This is a genomic window from Kitasatospora sp. NPDC087271 (genome assembly GCF_044744605.1).
Taxonomy (GTDB): Bacteria; Actinomycetota; Actinomycetes; order Streptomycetales; family Streptomycetaceae; genus Kitasatospora.
This window is the reverse complement of the sequence record NZ_JBIUYQ010000004.1, coordinates 331,685-356,052: the sequence shown is the minus strand read 5'-3', so window position 1 is coordinate 356,052 and position 24,368 is coordinate 331,685. Positions and strand designations below refer to the sequence as shown.

Annotated in this window: 22 protein-coding genes; 13 read left to right on the top strand and 9 right to left on the bottom strand. The window is 72.8% G+C overall.

The window, feature by feature from the left end; all coding sequences use genetic code 11:
- Window positions 1–76: 76 nt before the first annotated feature.
- The gene (locus tag ACIO9K_RS10380; RefSeq protein WP_363585438.1) at window positions 77–1,051 is read right to left on the bottom strand and encodes a 4-hydroxy-3-methylbut-2-enyl diphosphate reductase; all 975 of its coding nucleotides are present in this window, start codon (window positions 1,049–1,051) and stop codon (window positions 77–79) included.
- Window positions 1,052–1,138: 87 nt separating this feature from the next.
- On the opposite strand from ACIO9K_RS10380, the gene ACIO9K_RS10375 reads away from it, so the two are divergent.
- Window positions 1,139–2,503 (top strand): APC family permease, encoded by a 1,365-nt coding sequence (locus ACIO9K_RS10375; RefSeq protein WP_363621370.1) that lies wholly within the window; start codon window positions 1,139–1,141, stop codon window positions 2,501–2,503.
- A 53-nt stretch (window positions 2,504–2,556) separates the two neighbouring features.
- Window positions 2,557–3,777 (top strand): exodeoxyribonuclease VII large subunit, encoded by a 1,221-nt coding sequence (gene xseA / locus ACIO9K_RS10370; RefSeq protein WP_400328335.1) that lies wholly within the window; start codon window positions 2,557–2,559, stop codon window positions 3,775–3,777.
- 151 nt (window positions 3,778–3,928) lie between these two features.
- Here the strand turns inward: xseA and ACIO9K_RS10365 are convergent, their stop codons facing one another.
- Window positions 3,929–4,423 (bottom strand): GNAT family N-acetyltransferase, encoded by a 495-nt coding sequence (locus tag ACIO9K_RS10365; protein ID WP_400328333.1) that lies wholly within the window; start codon window positions 4,421–4,423, stop codon window positions 3,929–3,931.
- 163 nt (window positions 4,424–4,586) lie between these two features.
- Between ACIO9K_RS10365 and ACIO9K_RS10360 the strand changes: the two genes are divergently transcribed.
- Both ACIO9K_RS10360 and ACIO9K_RS10355 read left to right on the top strand, forming a co-directional pair.
- A complete protein-coding gene (locus tag ACIO9K_RS10360) occupies window positions 4,587–4,844 on the top strand; it encodes an exodeoxyribonuclease VII small subunit (protein WP_363585442.1) in 258 nt (85 codons plus the stop codon).
- Between the two features lie 113 nt (window positions 4,845–4,957).
- Window positions 4,958–5,560, top strand: a complete 603-nt coding sequence (locus tag ACIO9K_RS10355; protein ID WP_363585443.1) for a malonic semialdehyde reductase — start codon at window positions 4,958–4,960, stop codon at window positions 5,558–5,560.
- Between the two features lie 152 nt (window positions 5,561–5,712).
- Here ACIO9K_RS10355 and ACIO9K_RS10350 read toward each other — a convergent pair whose 3' ends face one another.
- Window positions 5,713–6,228: a DUF4245 domain-containing protein gene (locus ACIO9K_RS10350; RefSeq protein WP_363621363.1), complete on the bottom strand. Its 516-nt coding sequence runs from the start codon at window positions 6,226–6,228 to the stop codon at window positions 5,713–5,715.
- Between the two features lie 236 nt (window positions 6,229–6,464).
- On the opposite strand from ACIO9K_RS10350, the gene glpX reads away from it, so the two are divergent.
- On the top strand, window positions 6,465–7,505 hold the full coding sequence (gene glpX, locus ACIO9K_RS10345) for a class II fructose-bisphosphatase (protein WP_063347979.1): 1,041 nt from the start codon (window positions 6,465–6,467) through the stop codon (window positions 7,503–7,505).
- A gap of 87 nt (window positions 7,506–7,592) precedes the next feature.
- Here glpX and ACIO9K_RS10340 read toward each other — a convergent pair whose 3' ends face one another.
- Window positions 7,593–7,976 (bottom strand): WhiB family transcriptional regulator, encoded by a 384-nt coding sequence (locus ACIO9K_RS10340; RefSeq protein WP_371522692.1) that lies wholly within the window; start codon window positions 7,974–7,976, stop codon window positions 7,593–7,595.
- Window positions 7,977–8,289: 313 nt separating this feature from the next.
- Window positions 8,290–9,075, bottom strand: coding sequence for a DUF1707 domain-containing protein (locus ACIO9K_RS10335; protein WP_363585444.1), 786 nt, complete (start codon window positions 9,073–9,075; stop codon window positions 8,290–8,292).
- Between the two features lie 145 nt (window positions 9,076–9,220).
- Between ACIO9K_RS10335 and ACIO9K_RS10330 the strand changes: the two genes are divergently transcribed.
- Window positions 9,221–10,888 (top strand): fumarate hydratase, encoded by a 1,668-nt coding sequence (locus tag ACIO9K_RS10330; RefSeq protein ID WP_063347981.1) that lies wholly within the window; start codon window positions 9,221–9,223, stop codon window positions 10,886–10,888.
- A gap of 66 nt (window positions 10,889–10,954) precedes the next feature.
- Here the strand turns inward: ACIO9K_RS10330 and ACIO9K_RS10325 are convergent, their stop codons facing one another.
- A complete protein-coding gene (locus ACIO9K_RS10325) occupies window positions 10,955–11,713 on the bottom strand; it encodes a GntR family transcriptional regulator (protein ID WP_363585445.1) in 759 nt (252 codons plus the stop codon).
- 197 nt (window positions 11,714–11,910) lie between these two features.
- Here ACIO9K_RS10325 and ACIO9K_RS10320 point away from each other — a divergent pair, with 197 nt between their 5' ends.
- On the top strand, window positions 11,911–12,111 hold the full coding sequence (locus tag ACIO9K_RS10320) for a hypothetical protein (RefSeq protein ID WP_363621361.1): 201 nt from the start codon (window positions 11,911–11,913) through the stop codon (window positions 12,109–12,111).
- A 254-nt stretch (window positions 12,112–12,365) separates the two neighbouring features.
- On the opposite strand, the gene ACIO9K_RS10315 is transcribed toward ACIO9K_RS10320, so the two are convergent.
- Window positions 12,366–12,650, bottom strand: coding sequence for a hypothetical protein (locus tag ACIO9K_RS10315; protein ID WP_363621359.1), 285 nt, complete (start codon window positions 12,648–12,650; stop codon window positions 12,366–12,368).
- A 214-nt stretch (window positions 12,651–12,864) separates the two neighbouring features.
- Here ACIO9K_RS10315 and ACIO9K_RS10310 point away from each other — a divergent pair, with 214 nt between their 5' ends.
- The 3 genes from ACIO9K_RS10310 (at window position 12,865) to ACIO9K_RS10300 (ending at window position 19,016) form a co-directional block, all read left to right on the top strand.
- The gene (locus tag ACIO9K_RS10310) at window positions 12,865–15,828 is read left to right on the top strand and encodes a BTAD domain-containing putative transcriptional regulator (RefSeq protein ID WP_363621357.1); all 2,964 of its coding nucleotides are present in this window, start codon (window positions 12,865–12,867) and stop codon (window positions 15,826–15,828) included.
- 471 nt (window positions 15,829–16,299) lie between these two features.
- Window positions 16,300–17,064 (top strand): class I SAM-dependent methyltransferase, encoded by a 765-nt coding sequence (locus tag ACIO9K_RS10305; RefSeq protein ID WP_363585449.1) that lies wholly within the window; start codon window positions 16,300–16,302, stop codon window positions 17,062–17,064.
- Window positions 17,065–17,144: 80 nt separating this feature from the next.
- Window positions 17,145–19,016: a SpoIIE family protein phosphatase gene (locus tag ACIO9K_RS10300; RefSeq protein ID WP_400328328.1), complete on the top strand. Its 1,872-nt coding sequence runs from the start codon at window positions 17,145–17,147 to the stop codon at window positions 19,014–19,016.
- A 94-nt stretch (window positions 19,017–19,110) separates the two neighbouring features.
- On the opposite strand, the gene ACIO9K_RS10295 is transcribed toward ACIO9K_RS10300, so the two are convergent.
- A complete protein-coding gene (locus tag ACIO9K_RS10295; protein WP_363621353.1) occupies window positions 19,111–21,291 on the bottom strand; it encodes an MMPL family transporter in 2,181 nt (726 codons plus the stop codon).
- 155 nt (window positions 21,292–21,446) lie between these two features.
- Here ACIO9K_RS10295 and ACIO9K_RS10290 point away from each other — a divergent pair, with 155 nt between their 5' ends.
- Window positions 21,447–22,070: a TetR family transcriptional regulator gene (locus ACIO9K_RS10290; protein ID WP_363621351.1), complete on the top strand. Its 624-nt coding sequence runs from the start codon at window positions 21,447–21,449 to the stop codon at window positions 22,068–22,070.
- A gap of 20 nt (window positions 22,071–22,090) precedes the next feature.
- On the opposite strand, the gene ACIO9K_RS10285 is transcribed toward ACIO9K_RS10290, so the two are convergent.
- The gene (locus tag ACIO9K_RS10285; protein WP_400328325.1) at window positions 22,091–23,041 is read right to left on the bottom strand and encodes a LysR substrate-binding domain-containing protein; all 951 of its coding nucleotides are present in this window, start codon (window positions 23,039–23,041) and stop codon (window positions 22,091–22,093) included.
- Window positions 23,042–23,233: 192 nt separating this feature from the next.
- On the opposite strand from ACIO9K_RS10285, the gene ACIO9K_RS10280 reads away from it, so the two are divergent.
- Window positions 23,234–23,785 carry a peroxiredoxin gene (locus ACIO9K_RS10280; RefSeq protein ID WP_063347991.1) on the top strand — a complete coding sequence of 184 codons (552 nt, stop codon included), beginning with the start codon at window positions 23,234–23,236 and terminating at the stop codon, window positions 23,783–23,785.
- A 3-nt stretch (window positions 23,786–23,788) separates the two neighbouring features.
- On the top strand, window positions 23,789–24,331 hold the full coding sequence (locus ACIO9K_RS10275; protein ID WP_063347992.1) for an alkyl hydroperoxide reductase: 543 nt from the start codon (window positions 23,789–23,791) through the stop codon (window positions 24,329–24,331).
- Window positions 24,332–24,368 lie beyond the last annotated feature (37 nt).

Sequence of the window (24,368 nt, the reverse complement as noted above, 5' to 3'; positions counted from 1 at the left end):
CAGCAGAAAACCCGGCAACCCCGAGGGGGTGCCGGGCTCTGCGCGAAAGGACCCGGGAGCGGTCCCGGGACCGGCCCTACAGCTTGCCCGCCGCCTCGGCGCGCAGGTCGCGGCGCAGCTCCTTGGGCAGCGAGAAGGTCAGGTGCTCCTCGGCGGTCTTGACCGTCTCGACCGTGTCGTAGCCGCGCGCGGCCAGCCACTCCAGCACGCCCTCGACCAGGATCTCCGGGACGGAGGCGCCGCTGGTCAGGCCGACCGTGCCGACGCCCTCCAGCCAGGCCTCCTGGAGCTCCTCGGCGAAGTCCACCAGGTGGGCGGCCTTGGCGCCGTACTCCAGGCCGACCTCGACCAGGCGGACGGAGTTGGAGGAGTTCTTGGAGCCGACCACGATCAGCAGGTCGGTCTCGGGGGCCATCTGCTTGACCGCGACCTGGCGGTTCTGGGTGGCGTAGCAGATGTCGTCGCTGGGCGGGCTGACCAGCGCCGGGAAGCGCTTCTTCAGCTCGCCGACGGTGGCCATGGTCTCGTCCACCGACAGGGTGGTCTGGGACAGCCAGACGACCCTGGACTCGTCCCGGACCCGCACGTTGGCGACGTCCTCGGCGCCGTCCACCAGGTGGATCCGGTCCGGGGCCTCGCCCATCGTCCCGACGACCTCCTCGTGGCCCTCGTGGCCCACCAGCAGGATGTCGAAGCCCTCGTCGGCGAAGCGCACGGCCTCCTTGTGCACCTTGGTGACCAGCGGGCAGGTGGCGTCGATGGTGGCCAGCCGGCCGGCCTTCGCCTCGTCGTGGACGGACGGCGCGACGCCGTGCGCGGAGAAGACCACGATCGAGCCCTCGGGCACCTCCTCCGTCTCGTCGACGAAGATCGCGCCCTTCTTCTCCAGGGTCTGCACCACGTACTTGTTGTGGACGATCTGCTTGCGGACGTAGATGGGCGCCCCGTACTGCTCCAGGGCCTTCTCCACGGCGATCACGGCGCGGTCTACACCCGCGCAGTAGCCCCGGGGGGCGGCGAGCAGGACACGGCGCGGCGCGGTGTTGGACATGGCTCCATCGTACGGGCGGCGCCGAGCCGCGCCGACGGGAGGCGCTTTCCGGACAGACCCGGTCGCCGGTGCTCAAATGTGGTGTCTATGAGCTCTGCGAACGGGCAAACGGAACCGGGCGGCCTGCGCCGCAGCCTGAGCGTCCGCGACCTGATGGTCTACGGCCTGCTGTTCATCGCTCCGATGGCGCCGGTCGGCGTGTTCGGCGTCCTGGACGCCAGGAGCCACGGCGCCGTCGCCACCGTCTACCTGGCCGCGACCGTCGCGATGGGCTTCACCGCCTTCTCGTACGCCCAGATGGTGCGCGCGGTGCCGCAGACCGGCTCGGTGTTCGCCTACGCGCGGGCCGGGCTGGGCGAGGGGCCCGGGTTCATCGCCGGCTGGATGGCGATGCTCGACTACCTGCTGATCCCGGCGGTCGCCTACCTGTTCTCCGGGATCGCGCTGAACTCGCTGGTGCCCGGGGTCTCCCGCTGGGTCTGGACGGCGCTCGCGGTGGTGCTGACCACCGCGCTCAACCTGATCGGCGTACGGACGGCGGCCGTGGTCGGCTTCGCGGTGCTCGCCCTGGAGATCGCGGTGCTGGCGGTGTTCGTCGCCGCGGCCGTGGTGGCGCTGGTCCAGGGCGGCGCCCGGCGCGGCTGGGACACCCCGTTCACCGCCGTCGGCGCCTTCTCGCTGACCGCGGTGATCTCGGCCGTGTCCGTCGCGGTGCTCTCCTACCTGGGCTTCGACGCGATCGCCACCTTCGTCGAGGAGGCGGTCGGCGCCTCGGCGGCGGTGGCCCGGGCCGTGCTCTGGTGCCTGGCACTGGCCGGGGTGCTGTTCGTCGCCCAGACCTACCTGGCGGCGCTGCTGGAGCCGCTGGGCCCGCAGCAGCTGGCGGCCGACCCGGCGGCGCAGGGCTCGGCCTTCTACGACACGGTGGAGAGCGGGGTCGGGCACTGGCTGCACGTCCTGGTGGCGGCCAGCAAGGCGATCGGCGCGGCCTTCGCGGCGCTGGCCGGGCAGGCGGCGGCCGGGCGGCTGGTCTACGCGATGGGCCGGGAGGGGCGGCTGCCGCGCGTCCTCGGCACGGTCGACCCGGCCACCGCGGTGCCGCGCCGGGCGCTGCTGGCGGCCGCGGTGATCACGCTGGCCGCGGCGGTCTGGGCGGCCGACCGGGACGACGGGCTGGACCAGCTGACCTCGGTGGTCAACGTCGGCGCGCTGACCGCCTTCGCGCTGCTGCACGCCTCGGTGATCGGCTGGTACACGGTGCGGCACGGCTCCCGGGACCGGGTGCGGCACCTGCTCGTCCCGGCCCTGGGGATCGCGGTGATCGCGGCGGTGGTCTACGAGGCCTCGACGACCGCGCAGCTCGTCGGGCTGATCTGGCTGGCGGTCGGGCTGGTGGTGCTGGGCGTCCAGGGCTCCCCCACTCCGGGCGGCCCTGTCGGCGGGCGCCGCTAGCCTCGCGCACACGGCCGGCACCAGCTCCCCGGACAGGCCCTAACCTCGTACGCATGGCCAACACCAGCTCCCCCGAAGCCCCGATCCCGGTCGGCAAGGTCTCCGCGCTGATCGGCGGCTGGATCGACCGGCTCGGCGCGGTCTGGGTGGAGGGGCAGATCACCCAGCTCAGCCGCCGGCCGGGGGCGGGCGTGGTGTTCCTGACCCTGCGCGACCCGCAGGCGGACGTGTCGCTCACGGTGACCTGCTTCCGCTCGGTGTTCGACCAGGTCGCGGAGGTGGTGCAGGAGGGCGCGCGAGTCGTCGTGCACGCCAAGCCGGAGTGGTACGCGGCGCGCGGGCAGCTGTCGCTGCGGGCCTCGGAGATCCGGCCGGTCGGGCTGGGCGAGCTGCTGGCCCGGCTGGAGCAGCTGAAGCGGCGGCTCGCCGGGGAGGGCCTGTTCGCGGCCGAGCGCAAGCGCCCGCTGCCGTTCCTGCCGCAGTGCGTCGGGCTGGTCACCGGGCGCGGCTCGGCGGCCGAGCGGGACGTGCTGGAGAACGCCCGGCGGCGCTGGCCGGCCGTCCGCTTCGAGGTGCGCAACGTCCCGGTGCAGGGGGTCAGCGCGGTGGAGCGGGTGAGCGCGGCCGTCCGAGAGCTGGACGAGCACCCCGAGGTGGACGTGATCATCGTGGCCCGCGGCGGTGGCAGCGTCGAGGACCTGCTGCCGTTCTCGGACGAGGGGCTGGTGCGGCTGGTCGCGAACGCCCGTACGCCGGTGGTCAGCGCGATCGGCCACGAGCCGGACCAGCCGCTGCTGGACTTCGTCGCCGACCTGCGCGCCTCCACCCCGACCGACGCCGCCAAACGGGTGGTTCCGGACGTCGGCGAGGAGCTGGCCAAGGTCCGCCTGCTGCGGGACCGTGCCCGGCGGCACGTCCTCGGCCGGGTCGAGCGCGAGCAGCACGGGCTGGACGGCGTGCGCAGCCGCCCCGCGCTGGCCGCTCCGCACCGGATGCTGGACGGGCGCGGCCAGGAGGTCACCGCGCTGCTGGAGCGGGCCCGGCGCACCCTGCGGCACCGGCTGGACCACGCGCAGAGCGATCTCGGGCACACCCTCGCCCGGGTGGTCGCGCTGTCCCCGGCGGCCACCCTGGAGCGCGGCTACGCGGTGCTCCAGCGGACGGACGGCGCGGTGGTGACCGACCCGGCGCAGGTCACGGCCGGCGAGGGGCTGCGCGCCCGGGTCGCGGGCGGGGCCTTCGACGTCGCGGTGGCGGACGGCCAAGGCTCGTAGGAACGCCCGGCGACGCGGTGGCGGACGGCCAAGGCTCGTAGGAACGCCCGGCGACGCGGTGGCGGACGGCCAAGGCTCGTAGGAACGCCCGGCAACGCGGTGGCGGACGGCCAGGCCTCGTAGGAACGCCCGGCGTCGCGATGGACGACGGTCAGGCCTCGTAGGAGCGCTGCCGGGAGAGCGCGCGGGAGTGCTCGCCGAAGCCGAGGCTGCGGTAGAGCGCCTCGCCGCCACTGCTGGCGTGCAGGTCGATCCGGCCGACCCGCTGGTCGTCGAACCAGTCCAGCAGCGCCTCGGTGCAGGCCCGGGCGTAGCCGCGCAGCCGGTGGCCGGGGTCGGTGCAGATGTTGAAGACGAAGCCGAACCGGCCGTCCGGGTTTCCCGGCGCGGGCAGCCGGTGCTCCAGCGTGCCGACCGCGCAGGCGGCGAGCCGGCCGGGCCGCCGCGGATCGTCCACCACGAAGGACGGCATGGTCAGTTCCCCGGCCGGGGCGGCGAGGCGCTCGCGCAGTATCCGCTCGGCGGTGGCCTGCCAGGGCCCCGGCCCGGTCAGGCCGGCCATGCTGGGCATCGCCTCGAACATCAGGTTGCGCAGCCGGACGAGCTCGGGGGCGTCGGCCGGGGCGGCGGGTCGGACCGTGATCATGCGGCGGAGGGTAGCGCCGCCGGCCGGCCGGTTGCATCCGATTTCGCCGCTGCCTCCACCGCTGCCTCCACCCGCCGCCTTCGCCCTGCCGCTTTCACCCCGCCACGGCCGTTGCGTCGGTGCTGCGCGGGCGCTGTCGGCTCCAGCCCCTACGCTGACACGCATGGCAGAGCAGCAGGAGCAGCAGGACGCGGCGGCACCGACCCCGGACGACGCGCTGGGCTACGAGCACGCCCGGGACGCGCTGCTGGAGGTGGTCCGGCAGCTGGAGAACGGCGGGACGTCGCTGGAGGAGTCGCTGGCGCTGTGGGAGCGCGGCGAGCAGCTGGCGAAGGTGTGCCAGCGCTGGCTGGACGGCGCCCGGGCCCGGCTGGACGCGGCGCTGGCCGCCGAGGAGGACGGGGCCGCGGGCGGGCAGTGACGCGGCTCACAGTAGGCCGGGGAATCGTTGAAACTTCATCCATGTTGAGATGGTGTGACCGGCCACGGCCGGTCAATCCGACGAACCCCCTCCCGCATGAGGTGCAGACAAGCATGACCACCGACGCCCTGGTACTCGACGCCGCCGCTCAGGACCTGCTGTTCCGCGAGGCCCGCACCGCGAACACCTTCACCGACGAGCCGGTGACCGAGGAGCAGGTCCAGGCCATCTACGAGCTGGTCAAGTACGGCCCGACCGCCTTCAACCAGCAGCCGCTGCGCGTCGTCCTGGTCCGCTCGACCGAGGGTCGCGAGCGCCTCGTCCAGCACCTGGCGGACGGCAACAAGGCCAAGACCAGCACCGCCCCGCTGGTCGCCATCCTCGCCGCGGACAACGAGTTCCACGAGGAGCTGCCGACCCAGTTCCCGCACTTCCCGCAGGCCAAGGACGTGTTCTTCTCCGAGCGCACCGTCCGCGAGCGCTCCGCCTCGCTGAACGGCGCGCTGCAGGCCGCCTACTTCATCATCGGCGTGCGCGCCGCCGGCCTGGCCGCCGGCCCGATGACCGGCTACGACGCCGAGGGCATCAACAAGGAGTTCTTCGGCGACGGCGAGCACTCGGTGCTGGCCGTGGTCAACATCGGCAAGCCGGGCGACGACGCGTGGTTCCCGCGCTCGCCGCGCCTGGAGTACGACCAGGTCGTCACCACGGTCTGATCCGCCGCACGCGCGAGGGCCCGCACCGGTTCGTCCGGTGCGGGCCCTCTCCGTATGCGCACGGGGGCGTTCGGGGTCGTACGGGCGCGTCCGCGGGGCGTTCGCGGGGGCGTACGGAGCCGTTCCCCCCGGGGGTGACCCGGGGGAACGGGCTACTTGAGCGCCTGGGCCAGCTCGGCCAGTTCCTCGTAGGAGGCGGTGCCGGTGAGCACGGTGGTCGCGTCACCGGTCTGCACGGTCAGGGCGCGGGACTTCTCGCCCTGCACCCGCTCCCAGGTGCGCCCGGCGACCTCCGAGGTGCCGTCCGGCTTGCCGCCCGCGATCTTGTCGGCCAGCAGCGCGTCGCGCGGGACGTCGCTCTGCTCGACCGCCGCGTACTGGCCGGACGGCGTGACGAAGCCCAGGTGCCAGGCGTTGCCCTTGCCCTTGCTGATAGCGGCCGGCTGGTAGCCGACCGAGGTGGCCCGCCACCGGTCGGACAGCCCGTCCGGGGAGAGCAGCGGGTACGGCGCGCCGCGCTTCGCGGAGGCCGCCGCCACCTTGTACTCGACCACGTGCACCGGGTCGCTGTTCGCGTCGTGCGGAAGGAACAGGTACCCGATCCAGACCACGGCGCCGACCGCCAGCATCGACAGGACCATGTCCCGTACGGTCTCCCGGCCCCTCATGCGTTTGCTCTCTCCAGCCACCCCCACATGGTGACTCATCCCTACGGCGGTACGGCCACCCGGGGTGCCCGCGTACGGGTGAAGCGGGACGAACCGACCTGGTCGGGCGCCGGGTGGCGACCCGCGCCACAGACAGTCATCTCATAGGCAGATACGATCGCAGGACCCTCACCACGGCGTTCGACCAGGCAGTAGTCGGGCGCTTACTGGCCGTCGCGTACAGAGAGGTAACGACGATGACCACGCAGTACCCGAACCACCTTCCCAGCGCCCTGGAGGTCGCGCCCGAGGCTCCGGACCGGAACCTCGCGCTCGAACTCGTCCGGGTCACCGAGGCGGCCGCGATGGCCGCCGGCCGGTGGGTCGGCCGTGGCGACAAGAACGGCGCGGACGGCGCCGCCGTCAAGGCGATGCGCACCCTCGTCTCGACCGTCTCGATGAACGGCGTGGTCGTCATCGGGGAGGGCGAGAAGGACGAAGCCCCGATGCTCTACAACGGCGAGCGGGTCGGCGACGGCACCGGCGCCGAGTGCGACGTCGCGGTCGACCCGGTCGACGGCACCACGCTCACCGCCAAGGGCATGAACAACGCCGTCGCCGTCCTGGCCGTCGCCGACCGCGGCACCATGTTCGACCCCAGCGCCGTGTTCTACATGGACAAGCTGGTGGCCGGCCCCGAGGCCGCCGAGTTCGTCGACATCACCGCCCCCGCGGCCGTCAACATCCGCCGGGTCGCCAAGGCCAAGGGCAGCGCCGTCGAGGACGTCACCGTCGTCGTCCTCGACCGCCCGCGCCACGACGGCCTGGTCCGGGAGATCCGCGAAGCGGGCGCCCGGATCAAGTTCATCTCCGACGGCGACGTGGCCGGCGCCATCATGGCCGCCCGCGAGGGCACCGGCGTCGACCTGCTGATGGGCATCGGCGGCACCCCCGAGGGCATCATCGCGGCCTGCGCCATGAAGTGCATGGGCGGCGTCATCCAGGGCCGGCTGTGGCCCAAGGACGACGCCGAGCGGCAGAAGGCCCTCGACGCAGGCCACGACCTGGACCGGGTGCTCACCACCGACGACCTGGTCAGCGGCGAGAACGTGTTCTTCGTCGCCACCGGCATCACCGACGGCGAGCTGCTGCGCGGCGTGCACTACCGCCAGGAGACCGCCACCACCAGCTCGCTGGTGATGCGCTCCAAGAGCGGCACGATCCGCGAGATCAACTCCGTCCACAAGCTGTCGAAGCTGCGGGCCTACAGCGCGATCGACTTCGACCGCGCCAACTGACACCGGGCGACCGCACCCGCGGCCTCGGCGGAATCCCCCTCCGCCGAGGCCGCGGCGCGTCCGGCCCGGGGCGCACCAGGAGCCCCGTCAGCCCGCTATCCGCCGCTGCCCCGCGACCACCCGGGTCGCCTCGCGCAGCTCCGACTCCCGGCGGCGGCGACGGGCCAGCACCACCCGGCGCTCGGCGGCCGTCAGCCCGCCCCAGACCCCGTACGGCTCCGGCTGCGCCAGCGCGTGCTCGCGGCACTCCAGCAGCACCGGACACCGGGCGCACACCTGCTTCGCCTGCTCCTCGCGCGACAGCCGGGCCGCCGTCGGCTCCTTCGAGGGCGCGAAGAACAGCCCCACCTCGTCCCGCCGGCAGGCCGCGCCGGTGTGCCAGGGGCTGTCCTCGCCCGAGGACGCGCCCTGGGCGGCGGTCTGGGGGCCCTGGCCGCCCGGGGGGTGCGGCTGCGGACTGCGCTCCAGCAACTGCGCGGCGGCGACGGGCGAGGTGGTGCGGGACTCGATCGGATGCAGCACGGCCGTACTCCTGACGAGACTCTCGGACACGGGGAAGCTCGCTCCCCTGCCCGGCTGCGAGCCCCCGCTGTCCAACCCCGAGTCGGCCGCTGGGCCGCCTCCGGTGCGCAGCCGTACAAGAAGCGATGTGCGGAAGGAACTACCCCGCCCGCCCGCGATTCATGCACACTGCACGCAATCGACTACGGAGCGCACCGGAGACAACGCGGAACGCCCGGCCGGGAGTTGATCCCCGACCGGGCGTTCGACCCGCCAACCCCGACTACTCGGTGCCGAGTTGCTTGCGCACCCACTCCTTGAGCTTCTTGCCCCGGCGCGGCTTGGCCTCGCAACCGCCGAACACCGCGACGCCCTTGACCCGGACCACCGGCGCGTACGGGTCCGCCGCCGTCTGCTCCTTGACGTCGAATCCGCCGAAGATGCCGACGCCGCCGCCGTGCAGGCTCACGTTCTCCGGCACCCGGATCTCGACGCCGCCGAACAGCGCCGTCACCTCGATCTCCACCTCGGGCGACTCGAAGACGGCGTCGGTCAGGTCGATCTCCACCCCGCCGAACGCCGCGAACGCCTTCAGGTGCGACCCCACCCGCCAGCGGCCCTTGCGGGACGAGCCGCCGAAGATCGCCACCATCGACGGCGACTCCTGGCGGGCGGGCGGCAGCGCCGGCGTCACCGCCCGCGGCGCCGGGGCCTCCAGCGGCGGCTTCTCGAACGACAGCGGCCGGTGGCCCGGCAGGTCCCTGGTCAGCGGCACCAGATCGCCGAAGGTCTTGGCGGCGTACGCGGCCCCGATCCGGTCCGCGTGCTCGTCCGCGTCCAGCCGGCCCTCGGCGTAGGCGTCCCGCAGCAGCTCCGCGATCCGCTCGCGGTCGGCGTCCGACACCCGCATCTCCGCCTGCGCCACCGGGGCGTGCGACGGCTGGGTCTGCTGCTCCGGCAGCGGCCGGAGTTGCGGCTGCGGCTCGGGCCGGCTCTCGGGCTTGGTCATCGGTACGGGCGCCGGCACGGACGGCTGCCCCGGATCGTCCTGCGACGGCGAGTTGTCCACGGCCCAAGACTAGTCGCTCGTACGTGCGGCCGAGTGAGCCCGGTCACGCAGGCTGCCCTGTCCGCGTGCGACGCGGAGCCGGGTCCTACCCTTGAGGGTGCTTCGCCGACGCAGCCGGACCACTGGAAACCTAAGGACCGCCCCCATGGCTCCCACGCCAGACTTCGAGTACAGCGACCTGCTCCCCCTGGGCGCTGACCCGACCCCGTACCGCAAGCTGACCTCCGAGGGTGTCTCCACCTTCGAGGCCGGCGGTCGCACCTTCCTCCAGGTCGAGCCCGAGGCGCTGCGGCTGCTCACCGCCGAGGCGATGCACGACATCTCGCACTACCTGCGCCCCGCCCACCTCGCCCAGCTGCGCCGCATCCTGGACGACCCGGAGGCCAGCCCGAACGACCGCTTCGTCGCGCTCGACCTGCTGAAGAACGTCAACATCTCGGCCGGCGGCATCCTGCCGATGTGCCAGGACACCGGCACCGCCATCGTCATGGGCAAGCGCGGCCAGAACGTGCTCACCGAGGGCGGCGACGAGTCGGCCATCGCGCGCGGCGTCTTCGACGCGTACACCAAGCTCAACCTGCGCTACTCCCAGATGGCCCCAGTGACCATGTGGGACGAGAAGAACACCGGCAACAACCTGCCGGCCCAGATCGAGCTGTACGCCACCGACGGCGGCGCGTACAAGTTCCTCTTCATGGCCAAGGGCGGCGGCTCCGCCAACAAGTCGTACCTGTACCAGGAGACCAAGGCCATCCTGAACGAGGCGAGCATGCTCTCGTTCCTGGAGCAGAAGATCCGCTCCCTCGGCACCGCCGCCTGCCCGCCGTACCACCTGGCGATCGTGATCGGCGGCACCAGCGCCGAGTTCGCGCTCAAGACCGCCAAGTACGCGTCCGCGCACTACCTGGACAACCTGCCGACCTCCGGCGACGCCAAGACCGGCCACGGCTTCCGCGACCTGGAGCTGGAGGCGAAGGTCACCGAGCTGACCCAGAAGATCGGCATCGGCGCCCAGTTCGGCGGCAAGTACTTCTGCCACGACGTGCGGGTCGTCCGCCTGCCGCGCCACGGCGCCTCGCTGCCGGTCGCCATGGCCGTCTCCTGCTCCGCCGACCGCCAGGCGCTCGGCAAGATCACCGCCGAGGGCGTCTTCCTGGAGCAGTTGGAGACCGACCCGGCCAAGTACCTGCCGGACACCACCGACGAGCACCTGGACGACGACGTCGTGCGCGTCGACCTCGACCAGCCGATGTCCGCGATCCGCGCCGAGCTGTCCAAGTACCCGGTCAAGACCCGGCTCTCGCTCACCGGCACCCTGGTCGTCGCCCGCGACATCGCCCACGCCAAGATCAAGGAGCGCCTGGACGCCGGCGAGGGCATGCCCAAGTACCTCCAGGACCACCCCGTCTACTACGCCGGCCCGGCCAAGACCCCCGAGGGCTACGCCTCCGGCTCCTTCGGCCCCACCACCGCCGGCCGGATGGACTCCTACGTCGACCAGTTCCAGGCCGCCGGCGGCTCCATGGTCATGCTCGCCAAGGGCAACCGCAGCAAGCAGGTCACCGACGCCTGCGCCGCCCACGGCGGCTTCTACCTCGGCTCCATCGGCGGCCCCGCCGCCCGTCTCGCCCAGGACTGCATCAAGAAGGTCGAGGTCCTGGAGTACGCCGAGCTCGGCATGGAGGCCGTCTGGCGCATCGAGGTCGAGGACTTCCCGGCCTTCATCGTGGTCGACGACAAGGGCAACGACTTCTTCCGCGAGACCACCGAGGGCCCGCTGATCACCAGCCTCCGGGTCCGCTCCAAGGAGTAGCCGCGCCGCGCTCGTCGACCGCCCCGGCCGCGTCCGTCGCGACCGGGGCGGCCGCGTTGCGCGTGCTCACGCGTCGAAGTCGTACTCCAGGACGTAGGAGGCGGCGTCGAGGATCATCTCGTTGAGCTCGACGACCTGGCCGTCGTCGGCGAAGGCGGTGCGGCAGATCAGGATGACCGGGGTGCCCGCCGACAGCTCCAGGCGGGCGGCCTCGTCCGCGCCGGGCATCCGGGAGCGGACCTCCTCGCGGAAGTGGACGGGCTTCGCGCCGATCTCGGCCAGCCGGGCGTAGGTGCCGCCCGGGCCGGTGTCCTCGCGGGTGATGGCCGTACCGGCGACCAGGCCGGCCGGCAGGTAGGAGGTCGACAGCAGCACCGGCTTGCCGTCCAGCACGAAGCGGCGGTGCCGTACGCACATCGACGCGCCCGGATCCACTCCCAGCACCCGGGCGACGTGCTCCGGCGCGCCCCGTTCGGTGACGGACACCTGGTCGACCACCAGCAGGCGGTTGTCGATGTCCGCCGACCATATGGACCGGCCCGAGCCCCACTGCCCCTGCGCCAGCCGCTGGATCCCGCGCCGGCGCAGCGGCCGGAAGTCCCGGACGAAGACCCCCGCTCCCCGGCGCGCCTCGGCGATGCCCTCGCTCTGCAGCACGCCGAGCGCCTGACGGGCGGTCATCCGGGCCACGCCGTACTCGTCCATGAGGTCGTTCTCGCCCGGCAGCCGGTCACCCGCGCGGTACCGGCCGTCGTCGATGGCCGCCTTCAGCGTGTCGGCGATCCGTTGGTACTTGGGCTGTTTGTCGCCACTGCTGCCGGTCATCGCCGCTCCCTCTCCCTCGGACAAATCGTAGGCGCGCCCACGGCCGACGGTAAGCCGATACGACCATTGACATCTCTAGAGATATTAGCTTCTCTAGAGATGCTGGGTAGTCGCCGAGCACCACACACACGGACAGCGACCAGGGCGCGGCCCCCACCCGGCGCCGCACCCGCACCAGAACAGCGAGGAGCAGTGCGGTGAGCACCCGTCAGCGCGACTCCGCGGCCTACCGGCCGCACGTGGGTGAACTCGTCCTCGACCGGAGGACCGGACGCACCGGCATCTACATGGACACCATCGGCGGGGAGCACTACCTGCGCCCCGAGGGCGGCGGCCGCGAATGGACCACCGAACCGGGACACGTCGCCCCCGCCCCCGACACCCCGCGATTCACCTGAATGCGATCAGGCCGGTAATTGCGGCAAAACCCACGCAAACCACGATATTCGGGGCCGGCAATCCCTCCGGGTGAATCCGGAATTCCGGAACGCGCCGGGCCCGCCGCCGGGCACGTTACGGATATCACCGGTCACCATGCGTGCACCACGGGCGCGAATCGGCCACCGGCGGACCCGCACACGAATTGGCGCGCGCCTCACCAGCAGCACCCCCGCGCCCGGACGGGGCACGGGGGACGCTCGGCCGGAAGGACTTACGGGTGGCCCCAGACAATGCTCTCCGGCTCGTACTTCCCGCCCGGCTTGCCGGTGCCCGGTGCGGCCGGCTCCGGCAGTTGGCCAGCCTCGTCACCGAACTCGCCGTTCTCGATCGCCGCCTTCTCCGCGTCGGACGGCGGGATGTAGCCGGTGGAGTTCGAGGACGCGGCCACCGCGCCCTCGACAGCCTTGCCCGCCTCCACAGCGGCGTCCGGGGTGTCGGTCTGCGTCGCGCTCTCGGGCGTCACCGGCACCGGGGTCTCGCTCTGGTCGTTGGCCATGGGGCGGCCGCCTTTCGGTCATCAAATGTGTTCAGCCCGACCTCCGTGGCGCGGGCGCGCGCACAGTATCGTAAGGTTGATTAAATGTCCGATAAACATCGTGCGGCTTGTGGTGCCGTCCGGCAGAGTCTGGCGTCCGCCTAAGCTGAAGCACCACGGCGGACCGCCGAGCGCCCTTTCACGAAATCGACACCACAGGCCATCGGGGGACTTCATGGAATTTCGGGAGACGCCGCAGACCCCTGCGCTGCGCTTCCAAGTCCTCGGTCCGGTCCAGGCCTGGCTCGACGGCAAGCCCCTCTCCCTCGGATCGCCCCAGCAGCAAGCCGTTCTGACCACCCTTCTGCTGCACTCCGGACGCCCGGTCACCACGCAGGACCTGGTCGACGCACTCTGGGGCGAGCGGCCCCCGACCCAGGCGGTGGCCGCGCTCCGCACGTACGTCTCCCGCCTGCGCTCCGTCATCGAGCCCCGGCGGGAGGTGCGCCGACCCGCCGAACTGCTGGTCTCGGTCGCCGACGGCTACGCGCTGCGCATCCCGGGCGGGGCCCTCGACCTGACGGTCTTCGAGCGGCTGTCCGCCGAGGCCGCCGCCGCCCGGACCGCGGGCGACAAGCACGAGGCGCACCGGCTGCTGGTGCAGGCGCTGGACCTGTTCAGCGGCCGTCCGCTCACCGGCATCCCCGGCCCCTACGCCGAAACCCAGCGGCTGCGGCTCGCCGAGCGCCAGGTGGCCGCCGCCGAGGAGCTGTGCGCCGCGGCCCTCGATGTCGGCCTGCACGCCGAGATCGTCGGCGAGCTCAACGGTCTGACGGCCGAACACCCGCTGCGCGAGCGGCTGCGCGAGCTGCTGATGCTGGCGCTGTACCGCTGCGGACGCCAGGCCGAGGCGCTCGGCGTCTACACCGACACCCGCAAGCTGCTGATCGAGGAGCTCGGAGTCGAACCGGGCGCGGGCCTGTCCGCGATGCACAACCGCATCCTCGCGGCCGACCCGGCACTCACCCTCCCCGCCGCACCCGCCCACTCCATCCGCGAGGACGGTCCGGCCACTCCTCCGGCCCCGGCCCAACTCCCGGCCGACGTATCGGACTTCAGCGGGCGCTCGGAACTGGTGGATGACCTCTCGGCGATCCTGATGGACGCCACCGGCCAAGCCGTGGTGGTGACCTCGCTGGCCGGCATCGGCGGGGTCGGAAAGACCACCCTCGCGGTGCACGTCGCCCATCGCGTCCGCACCGAGTTCCCGGACGGGCAGCTGTACGTCGACCTGCGCGGAGCCGGCGCCTCGCCCGCCGACCCGGTGGTCGTGCTGGGCGACTTCCTGCACGCGCTCGGCGTCACCGAGAACCCCGACTCGCTGGAACAGCGCGCCGCGCTGTACCGCTCGCTGCTCGCCAACCGGCGGATGCTCATCCTGCTCGACAACGCGCGCGACGCCGACCAGATCCGGACCCTCATCCCCGGCGTCTCCGGCTGCGCGGTGCTCGCCACGAGCCGGTCCCGGCTGGCGGGGATCCCCGGCGCCCAGCTGTTCGACGTCGAGGAACTGACCCCGGACGAGGCGCTGGCGCTCTTCTCGGCCATCGTCGGCGAGGAGCGGGTCGCCGCCGAACCGGAGGCGGCCATGAAGGTGGTCACCTCCTGCGGCTTCCTGCCGTTGGCCGTCCGCATCGCCGCCGCCCGGCTGGCCAGCCGCCCACGGTGGAGCGTCTCCGACCTGGCCAGACGGTTAGCCGACCAACGACGGCGACTGGACGAACTCCAGCTCGGCAACCTCGCCGTGGAGACCACCATCGGGCTCGGCTACGGGCAGCTCTCCACGGACGAGGCCCGCGCCTTTCGGCTGCTCGCCCTGATCGACTCCCCGGACATCCCGCTGCCCGCCGCCGCGGCGCTGCTCGGCGTGGACGAGTACACCGCCGAGGACCTCGCCGAGGCACTGGTCGAGGCGAACATGCTGGAGTGTTTCACCCCCGGCCGTTACCGCTACCACGACCTGCTCCGGCTCTACGCCCAGCGGAAGAACGAGCGGATCGGAGACACTGGGGAGCAGGAGCAGGCGGTACTACGGCTGCTCGACCTGCTGATCCCGACCGTGCGTAACGCCGCCCAGGTCATCGAACCGGACGACCCGCTGCCCGAACTGCTGACCCCGCTCACCTCGTCGGGGCTCGATCTGCCGACAAGCGGCACCGCACAGGACTGGCTCCGGACCGAGGGCGCCCTGCTGCTCAGCGCCGTCGAGGCCTCCGCGGGCAGCCCCGGCGCCCCGCAGCGCGCAGCCGTCGACCTGCTGAACAACCTCTTCAGCATCGACCCGGACCCGACCCGGAGCCCGCGCATGCTCCGAGCCCTGGAGGTCATCGGCCACGACGCGGAGCTGCGTCGCGACCCGTCCGAACTCGCCTTGGCGTACTTCGCACTGGGCACCCTGCAGTCCCGCACCAGCGACTTCCAGGGCGCCGAGCAATCCCTTCGCCGGAGCCTCGGCCACCAAGCGCCGGACGACTCAACCGTCCTGCTCCTGGGTACGGCGAACACGCTGGGAGTGATCCTGAGCCTGAGCAACCGTCCGGCCGAGGCGCTGCCGCTCCTCGAACAGGCCCGGGCCACCAGCCAGGCCGTCGGTGCGCCGGTCGCCGAGGCGCGGATCGTCAGCAACATGGCCCGGGTGCAGAACCGGCTCGGCATGACCGAGACGGCGATCAAGTCGGCCCGCGACGGTGTCACAGCCGCCCGGACGTCCAAGAACGGCCCGCTGCTGGCGCAGACGCTCTACCAGCTGGGCGTGGTGCTTCCCGGCGGCGAGGCCGTCCCGCACCTGCGGGAGGCACAGCGGCTCTACCAATCCCAGCAGAACCCCCTTTGGGAGGGTTACACCCTGGCCCGCCTCGCCTCCGCGCTGCTCGTCGCCGAGCAGCACGCCGACGCCGCGTCGGCGGCCGGTGAGTCACTGGCGATCGCCCAGGAACTGGACTCCGCCTACTGTCAGGGCCTGGCCAACGCCGCGCTGGGCGAGTCGCTGCTCGCCCTGGCCCAGCCGGCCCGCGGACTCGCCTGCCTGCGCGAGGCGCACGCGATCTTCACGCGGCTCGGTGTGCCGGAGGCCTCCCCCGTGGCGGACCTCATCTCCCAACAGCACACCGAGCCTCCCCCATCTTCCCCAGCGCCGTAGGTCTCCGCCCCCCGGCAGAGCCCCTACCCCCGTTGTGCGCGTCGGCGCCCCCGCAGCCCCCCGGCTGCGGGAGCGCCCTCAACGCTTCCCCGGCGCTGGACTCCACTCTGCACCCCGTCGATTGACGTTCGATAAACGCCCGACGGCCGGCCCTCGCCCCGGCGAAACCGCAGGTCAGCCGTTCCACCACGGCGCGCCATGCGGCGCGCGAAGCCCGCGCGCACCACCCCCGCCCGCACCGTCGTGCTTCCGCAACCCCGTCCACACCGGCCCAAGCATGACGAGTTGGCTGGAAAGGGACCCCATGGCGCAGAGATCACGCATATTCTCAGATGCCAGTACACACACGAGTGTCTGCCGGCAACGTGTGGGCCGGCGAGGCAGGACGGGCGCCGGGGCGGACGGCATCCCGCTCCCGTGCGGCCGCGTGCAGCCGGCCGGAGGCCACGGGTGGAAGGGTGCCTCTCAATCGTGACGACCGGACAGATATCCGACTCGTTCCCCGTCGACGAGGACGCGGGAGACGACGGGCCCGACGTGCGGCGGCGCCGGGCGGCGCGTGCCCTGCAAGCCGTCGCCTTCGACACCATCGGCGCCGGGTACGGCGAGGCGTTCCCGGCCAAGGACGGGCAGCTGGCCTGCGGACGGCAGCTGCTGGCCGAGCTCGAACCCGGCGCGCGGGTGCTGGACGTGGGCTGCGGCACCGGGGACCCGACGGTCCGGCAGCTGGTCGCGGGCGGGCTGCGGGTGACCGGGATAGACCTCTCGGACGTGATGCTCTCGCTGGCCCGGCAGGCCCGGTTCCCGGGCGAACACCCGCCGGAGTTCCATCGGATCGACCTGTTCGATCTGGCCACCGAGCGTGCCGGGCAGGTCTGGAACGCCCCCGGGCTGGGGCCGCTGGGCAAGGACGGGTTCGCCGCCGTCACCGCGTTCTTCTCGCTGATCCTGCTGCCGCAGGACGAGATCCCGACCGTGCTCGCGCGGCTGCGCGAACTCCTCCGGCCGGGCGGACTGCTGGCGCTCGGTATGGTCGAGGCGGATCTGGATCACGTTCCGCTTCCGTTCCTTGGCAGAGAGCTGCGGATCAGTGGGTATCTGAGGGAGGATCTGGAGCGGGTTCTCGTCACGGCGGGCTTCGCCGTCGAGGAGTGCTCGGGGCATCCGTACGCGCCGGCCAGCACCACGCTGCCGCCGGAGGAACAGCTGTTCCTGTGCTGTCGACGCGTCGGCTGACCCACCGCACGGCAGCAGGGCCCGCCAGCAGGACACCGCAGACCACCACAGAGACCACACCGAATCCAGGACAGGCAGCCGTGCGCGACCAGCTCAAGACCGAGGCCGGACAGCCGGCTGCCGTCCCGGGCCAGCGCGGCCTGCCCCTGGCACCGGCACCGGCACCGGCACCGGCGCACCAACCGACCGCGCGCCCGGAGCGCGAGGACGTGGCGGGCCGGCTCGGCTACCTCGACCTGGCCACCCGGCGGATCAACAGCGCGCTCGACCTGTCCGCGACGCTGCGCAACATCGGCCGGGTGCTCGTCCCCACGCTGGCCGACGCCGCCGTGGTCCACCTGCGCGATCCGCTGCCCAACGTCGAGCGCGAGCCCGGCTTCCCGGACGAGCTGCGGATCCACCACAGCACCGGCACCCGGATCGGGCGACGCGGCCGGCCGAGCGGCGCGGACGACCGGCACCGCTCCCGGTACGGCTCCCGCTCCACCGCCGACACCGGCCCCGCCACCCCGGTGACCCGCGGCGGGGCGCTCGCGCACGCCCTGCTGAGCCGCCGTCCCGCCGAGTCCGCGGTGCTCGGCACGCCCGGCGCCGAACGCACCGAGGCGCTGCTGCGCGAGCTGTACGGCACCCGCGGGCTGGCCCGCCTGGCCGCGGGCACGTCGGTGCTGGCCCTGCCGCTGCGCGGCCGCAAGGCCGTGCTCGGCCTGCTGGTGCTGATCCGCCGCCCTCCTGAACGCACCGGCCGGCCCGCCTTCGACGCCGCCGACACCGCGACCGCCGCGCACCTCGCCACCCAGGCGGGGCTGGCGGTGGACACCGCCCTGCGGTACGCCCGCGAGTGGGAGATAGCCAACGAACTCCAGCGCAGCATGCTGCCGTTGCGCCTGCCGCAGCCGCACGGCGTCCGCCTCGCCCAGCGCTACCTGCCGGGCGAGCGCGGCGCGCAGGTCGGCGGCGACTGGTACGACGCCGTGCCGCTGCCCGGCAACCGGGTCGCCCTGATCGTCGGCGACGTGATGGGCCACTCGCTCACCTCGGCCGCCATCATGGGCCAGCTGCGCACCAGCGCCCAGACCTTGGCCGCCCTCGACCTGCCGCCGCACGAGGTGCTCTACCACCTGGACGAGCAGGCCCAACGGCTCGGCCGCGAACAGCACCTGGCGACCTGCGTGTACGCGGTGTACGACCCGATCGCCAACCGGGTCGTGCTGGCCAACGCCGGGCACGTCCCGCCCGTCCTGGTCCGGCCGGACGGCACCGCCGAGTTGGTGGAGCTGGACTCCGGGGCCCCGATCGGGGTCGGCGGGGTGGACTTCAACTCGGTCGAACTTCCCGCCCCGCCCGGCTCGGCCCTGCTGCTGTTCACCGACGGCCTGGTGGAGACCCGCAGCCGCCCGATCAGCGACGGCCTGGAGGTCCTCCGCGCCCGGATCGCCGCCGCCCGCTGGCAGTCCCCCGAGCAGCTGTGCCAGGAGGCGCTGCGGATCCTGCCGCCCGGCGACCGCGGCGACGACATCGCCCTGCTGGGCGCGTGCTTCGACGGCATCCCGGCCGGGGACGTCGCGCACTGGTACCTCCAGCCGCGCAACGAGACGCCCGGCCGGGCCCGCCGGCTGGCCGCCCACACGCTGCGCCGCTGGGGGCTCGGCGAGCTCAGCGAGGCGACCGAGCTGATGATCAGCGAGCTGGTGACCAACGCCGTCCAGCACGCGACCCGCCCGGTCACCCTGAGCCTGGTGCGCACCACTCGGCTGCGCTGCGAGGTCGGCGACGACAGCCCGCTGCTGCCGCGGCCGCGCCGTACCGGGCCGGAGGACGAACGCGGTCGCGGCCTGCAGATAGTGGCCCGGTGCGCGGACCGCTGGGGCGCCACCCGGCTGGGCACCGGCAAGGTGGTCTGGTTCGAGCAGCGACTGCCCCAACCGCCCGTCGAGCAACGGCTACCGTAACCGCCCGCAACCACCCGCAGCCGCCCGTCGAGCAGCGGCTGCCGCGGCGCGCGGGCGCCCGACGGGACCGGCCCGCCGAGCGCCCGGGAGCGGTTCAGACCCCGGCCGGCTCCTTCGCCGGCTGCTGCTCCAGCCGCGCGATCAGCTGCTCGCCCTCCATGTCGACCCGCGGCACGACCTTCTCCAGCCTCTTCGGGAACCACCAGGCGGCCTTGCCGAACAGCGCCATCGCGGCCGGCACCAGCGCCATCCGCACCACGAAGGCGTCCACCAGCACGCCCACCGCGAGGGCGAAGCCGATCGGCTGCACGATCGGGTCGTGGCCGAAGACGAACGAGCCGAACACCGACACCATGATCAGCGCCGCCGCCGTGACCACTCGGGCGCCGCCGCGCACCCCGGCCACCACGGCGTCCCGCGGCGCCTTCCCGTGGACGTACTGCTCCTTCATCCCGGAGACCAGGAACAGCTCGTAGTCCATCGCCAGCCCGAACAGCACGCCGATCAGCAGGATCGGCACGAAGCTCACCACCGGCCCGACCTTCGGCACGTCGATCAGGCCGTCCAGCCAGCCCCACTGGTAGACCGCGACCACCGCGCCGAGCGAGGCGGTGATGCTGAGCAGGAAGCCGGCCACCGCCTTGAGCGGGACGAGCACCGAGCGGAACGCCAGCGCCAGCAGTACCACCGCGATGCCGACGATCACCGCGAGGAACGGCGGCAGTGCCTGGCCGAGCTTGGTGGAGACGTCGATGTTGGCGGCGGTGGTGCCGGTGACGGCGATGTCCGCGCCGGTCGAGGTCTTGAGCGGCGCGCGCTGGTCGCGGATCTCGTTGACCAGTGTCCTGGTGCCGGCGTCGTCCGGTCCGGTCCGCGGGATGACGGTGAGCAGGGCGGTGCGCCCGGCCTGGTCGACGGCCGGGGGCAGCAGTGTCCGCACGCCCGGCAGGGTCTGCAGCCCGGCCGCCACCCCCTGCACCGCCTGCTCCGGCTGCGGCACGCCCCCGGCGTCCACGACGACCACCAGTGGCGCGTTGAAGCCCGGCCCGAAGCTCTCGCCGACCAGGTCGTAGGCCTTGCGCGCATCGGTGCCGGCGGCCTGCGAGCCGCCGCCCGGCAGGCCGAGCCGGAGGCTCGCGGCGGGCACCGCGAGCAGGCCCAGTCCGGCCAGTCCGACGAGCAGCACGGCCAGCGGGCGGCGGACCACGAAGCGGCCCCAGCGCTCGCCCAGGGTGGTGCGGCTGCCGGTGCGCAGCGCCCGCTTCCAGACCGGCAGCCGGTCGATGGCGCGGCCGGCGAAGCCGAGCAGCGCGGGCAGCAGCGTGATCGCGACCAGGACGGCCACCACGACGGCGCCGGAGGCGGCCAGGCCCATCACGGTCAGGAAGGGGACGCCGGCGACGGCGAGCCCGGCGAGCGCCACGACCACGGTGAGGCCGGCGAAGACGACGGCGCTGCCGGCGGTGGCGGTGGCGCGGGCGGCGGCCTCGTCCGGCTCCAGGCCCTCGTCCAGGTGGCGGCGGTGCCGGGAGAGGATGAACAGCGCGTAGTCGATGCCGACGGCGAGACCGACCATCAGGGCCAGCACCGGCGCGGTGGTGATGATCTCGAACGAGCCGGACAGCGCCATGATCGCGGCCATCGCCACACCGACCCCGACCAGCGCGGTCAGCAGCGGCAGCCCGGCGGCGACCAACGAGCCGAGGGTGATCACCAGGACCACCCCGGCGACGGCCAGACCGATCGCCTCGCCGCCGTCGACCTGCGCCATCCGGTTGTACGCGTCACCGCCGAAGGCGACGTCCAGCCCGGCCGCGCGGGCCGGTTCGGCGGCGGCCTTGACGGCCTCGCGCTGCTGGTCGGTGACGTCGGCGAGCTTGTGGTCGAAGGAGACCAGGGCGATCGCGACCCGGCCGTCCGGTGAGACGGCGTGGGTGGCGTACGGATCGGGCACGGCGGCCACGCCGGGGACGGCGGTGATCCGGGCGACCGCCTCGCTGACCGCCCTGCCCGCCTCGGGCGTGGTGGCGCCGCCGGGCGCGGGGGCCGCGAAGACGACCTGGGCGGAGCCGTGGCCCTGCTCCGGGAAGGTGTCCTTGATCCGGTCCAGGGTGGTCTGCGCCTCGGTGCCCGGCACCTTGAACTCGTCGCTGGTCTTGCCGGCGAAGGCACCCGCGGCCCCGCCGATCGCGATCAGCACCGCGATCCAGACCGCCAGCACCGCCCGCCGTCTCCGGAAGCAGTAGCGGCCCAGTCGGTAGAGGTGCGTGGCCATGGGTGACCCCTCGGTCAGGTCGTCGGGCAGGCAGGTGCCTGAACAGGTCGCGGTCCACCGTACGCGCAATATTGTCAGGCGACAAAGTTGGTCGACAGAATCAAGTGACGGGATCATTCGACGCAGTTATCCGACCATGGCGATACCCTGGCTGGATGGCTCATGTCCCCGCCTCCGAACGCCGACCGCAACTGGTCCAGGCCGCCCTCGACCTGATGACCCGGGAGGGGGTCGCCGCCGGCAGCACCCGGGCGATCGCGGCCGAGCTGGGCGTGGCGCAGGCGACGGTGCACTACACCTTCGGCACCAAGAAGGACCTCTACCGGGCCGTCGTCGAGCAGCTGACCGCCGAGTTCATCGGCCACGTCCGCGCCGCCTACCCGGGCGACGGCTCCTTCGGCGAACAGGTCGCCACGCTGGTCCACGCGCTCTGGGAGAGCTCGACCGGCACGGACGGGCGCTGCGCGCTGCTGGGCGAGTTCGCGGCGCTGGCGATGCGCGACCCGGACCTACAGGAGATCATGCGGGCGCTCCAGCACGGGATCGAACGCACCGCGGCGGAGATGCTCACGACCCTCGCCGAGGCGCACGGCCTCGAACTGGCCATGCCCGCCGAGGAGATCGCCGTCCACTTCCTCACCGGCTTCGACGGTCTCACCGACCGCTACCTGGCCCTGCGCGCGCCCGGCGAGCAGCCCGACCACGGCACCCTGCGGGCCCTGGACCTGCTGGTGGCCACCACGGTCGGGCTCTGCCTCGGCGCCCCGGCGAAGCCGTGAGGCCGTAGGACCGCAGGCCGCTAGGAGGCGATCCGGACCGGGAGTTCGGCCAGCACCTCGCGCAGCGCGGCCGCGAAGCGCTCGTACTCGGTGCTGCGGGCCGAGCCCGGGCGGGTGGCCAGCCCGATCCGGCGACCGGGGGCCGGGGCGGCGAAGCGGACGGCGGCCAGCCGGTCGGTGCGGCCGGCCTCGACGTCCAGCGCGGTGGCGGGCAGCAGCGTCACCCCGAGGCCGCCGGCGACCAGTTGGACCAGGGTGGACAGGCCGGCCGCGCGGGTGGTGGAGCCCCCGGGATCGGCACCGACCTCACGGCAGATGTCGAGGGCCTGGTCGCGCAGGCAGTGGCCCTCCTCCAGCAGCAGCACGTCCAGGTCGAGCAGCACGTCGCGCGGGACGTCGATGCGCCCGGCGAGCGGGTGCTCGGGCGGGGTGACCAGGACGAAGTCCTCGTCGAACAGGGGGATGTCGCGGGTCGGTGAGGTACCGCCGGCCGGGAGCGCGAGCAGCAGGACGTCCAGCCGCCCGGCGGCCAGCCCCTCCAGCAGCGCGGGGGTGCGCTCCTCGTGGACGTGCAGTTCCAGCTCCGGGAAGCGGTCGCGGACCAGCCGCAGCACGGTGGGCAGCAGGTAGGGCGCGACGGTCGGGATGACGCCGAGGTGCAGCGGCCCGGTGAACGGGCGGCGGGCGGCCTCGACCTCCTCGGTGAGGGCTTGCAGCGAGGCGAGCACCCGGCGTGCGTGCTCACGCACGCGCTCACCCAGGGGGGTGATAATCACCCTGCGCGTCGTACGCTCGACCAGCTGCGCGCCCAACGACTCCTCCAGCGCCGCGACCGCCCCGGACAGGGCCGGCTGGCTGGTCCCGGTGGCGGCGGCAGCCTCCCGGAAGTGCCGGTGCTCGGCGACCGCGAGGAAGGCCTTGAGCTGGGCGACGGTCGGCGCCCGGGGGCTGCGGACTGTGGCGCTCGCCACAGCGGCCTCGGGTTTGGCGGCGGCGGCCCTGCGGGGGCGGGGCCGCGACGTGGGCGGTTCGGTACTGATAGCCATCTCCGATCAGACACATCAAGTGTAGCTATTTCCCTGATCAGTCCACGATGTGGAAACGTAGGGCGTGTCCGGAATCCGGACAAAACTCCCCTCAGTCTCACTTCAGGAGAAGCGAACGTGCTCACGATCGGTGACAAGTTCCCCGAGTTCGAACTCAACGCCTGCGTCGACCTGGACGCCGCGAACGCCTTCGCCGAGATCAACCACAAGTCCTACGAGGGCAAGTGGAAGATCGTCTTCTTCTGGCCGATGGACTTCACCTTCGTCTGCCCGACCGAGATCGCCGCGTTCGGCAAGCTGAACGACGAGTTCGCGGACCGCGACGCCCAGATCCTCGGCGTCTCCGGCGACTCCGAGTTCGTGCACCACGCCTGGCGCAAGGACCACAAGGACCTGCGTGACCTGCCCTTCCCGATGCTGGCCGACGTCAAGCACGACCTGATGCGCGCCTGCGGCGTCGAGGGCGCCGACGGCACCGCCCAGCGCGCGGTGTTCATCGTCGACCCGAACAACGAGATCCAGTTCGTCATGGTGACCGCCGGTTCCGTCGGCCGTAACCCCAAGGAGGTCCTGCGGGTGCTGGACGCCCTGCAGACCGACGAGCTGTGCCCGTGCAACTGGACCAAGGGCGAGGACACCCTCGACGCCCAGGCCCTGCTGGCGGGCTGACCCATGGCCCTCGACGACCTGAAGGCCGCCCTCCCGGACTACGCCAAGGACCTCAAGCTCAACCTGGGCTCGGTCATCGGCAACTCCGACCTCCCCGCCCAGCAGCTCTGGGGCACCGTGCTGTCCTGCGCGATGGCCACCCGCAGCGCCGCCGTGCTGCGTGAGCTGGAGCCCGAGGCCAAGGCCAACCTCTCCCCGGAGGCGTACACCGCCGCCAAGGGCGCGGCCGCGATCATGGGGATGAACAACGTCTACTACCGGACGCTGCACCTGCTCTCCGACAAGGAGTACAGCACGATGCGGGCCGGTCTGCGGATGAACATCATCGGCACCCCGGGCGTCGAGAAGGTCGACTTCGAGCTCTGGTGCTTCGCCGTCTCGGCCATCAACGGCTGCGGCCAGTGCCTCGACTCGCACGAGGCCGTGCTGCGCAAGGCCGGCGTCGAGCGCGAGGTCGTCCAGGCCTCGATGAAGATCGCCGCCGTCCTCCAGGCCGTGGCGGGCGTCCTCGACTCCGAGGCCGCCCTCGCCGCCGCCGGCGCCTGACGGACCCCGCACCAACGCCGACGGGCCCTCCCGGACA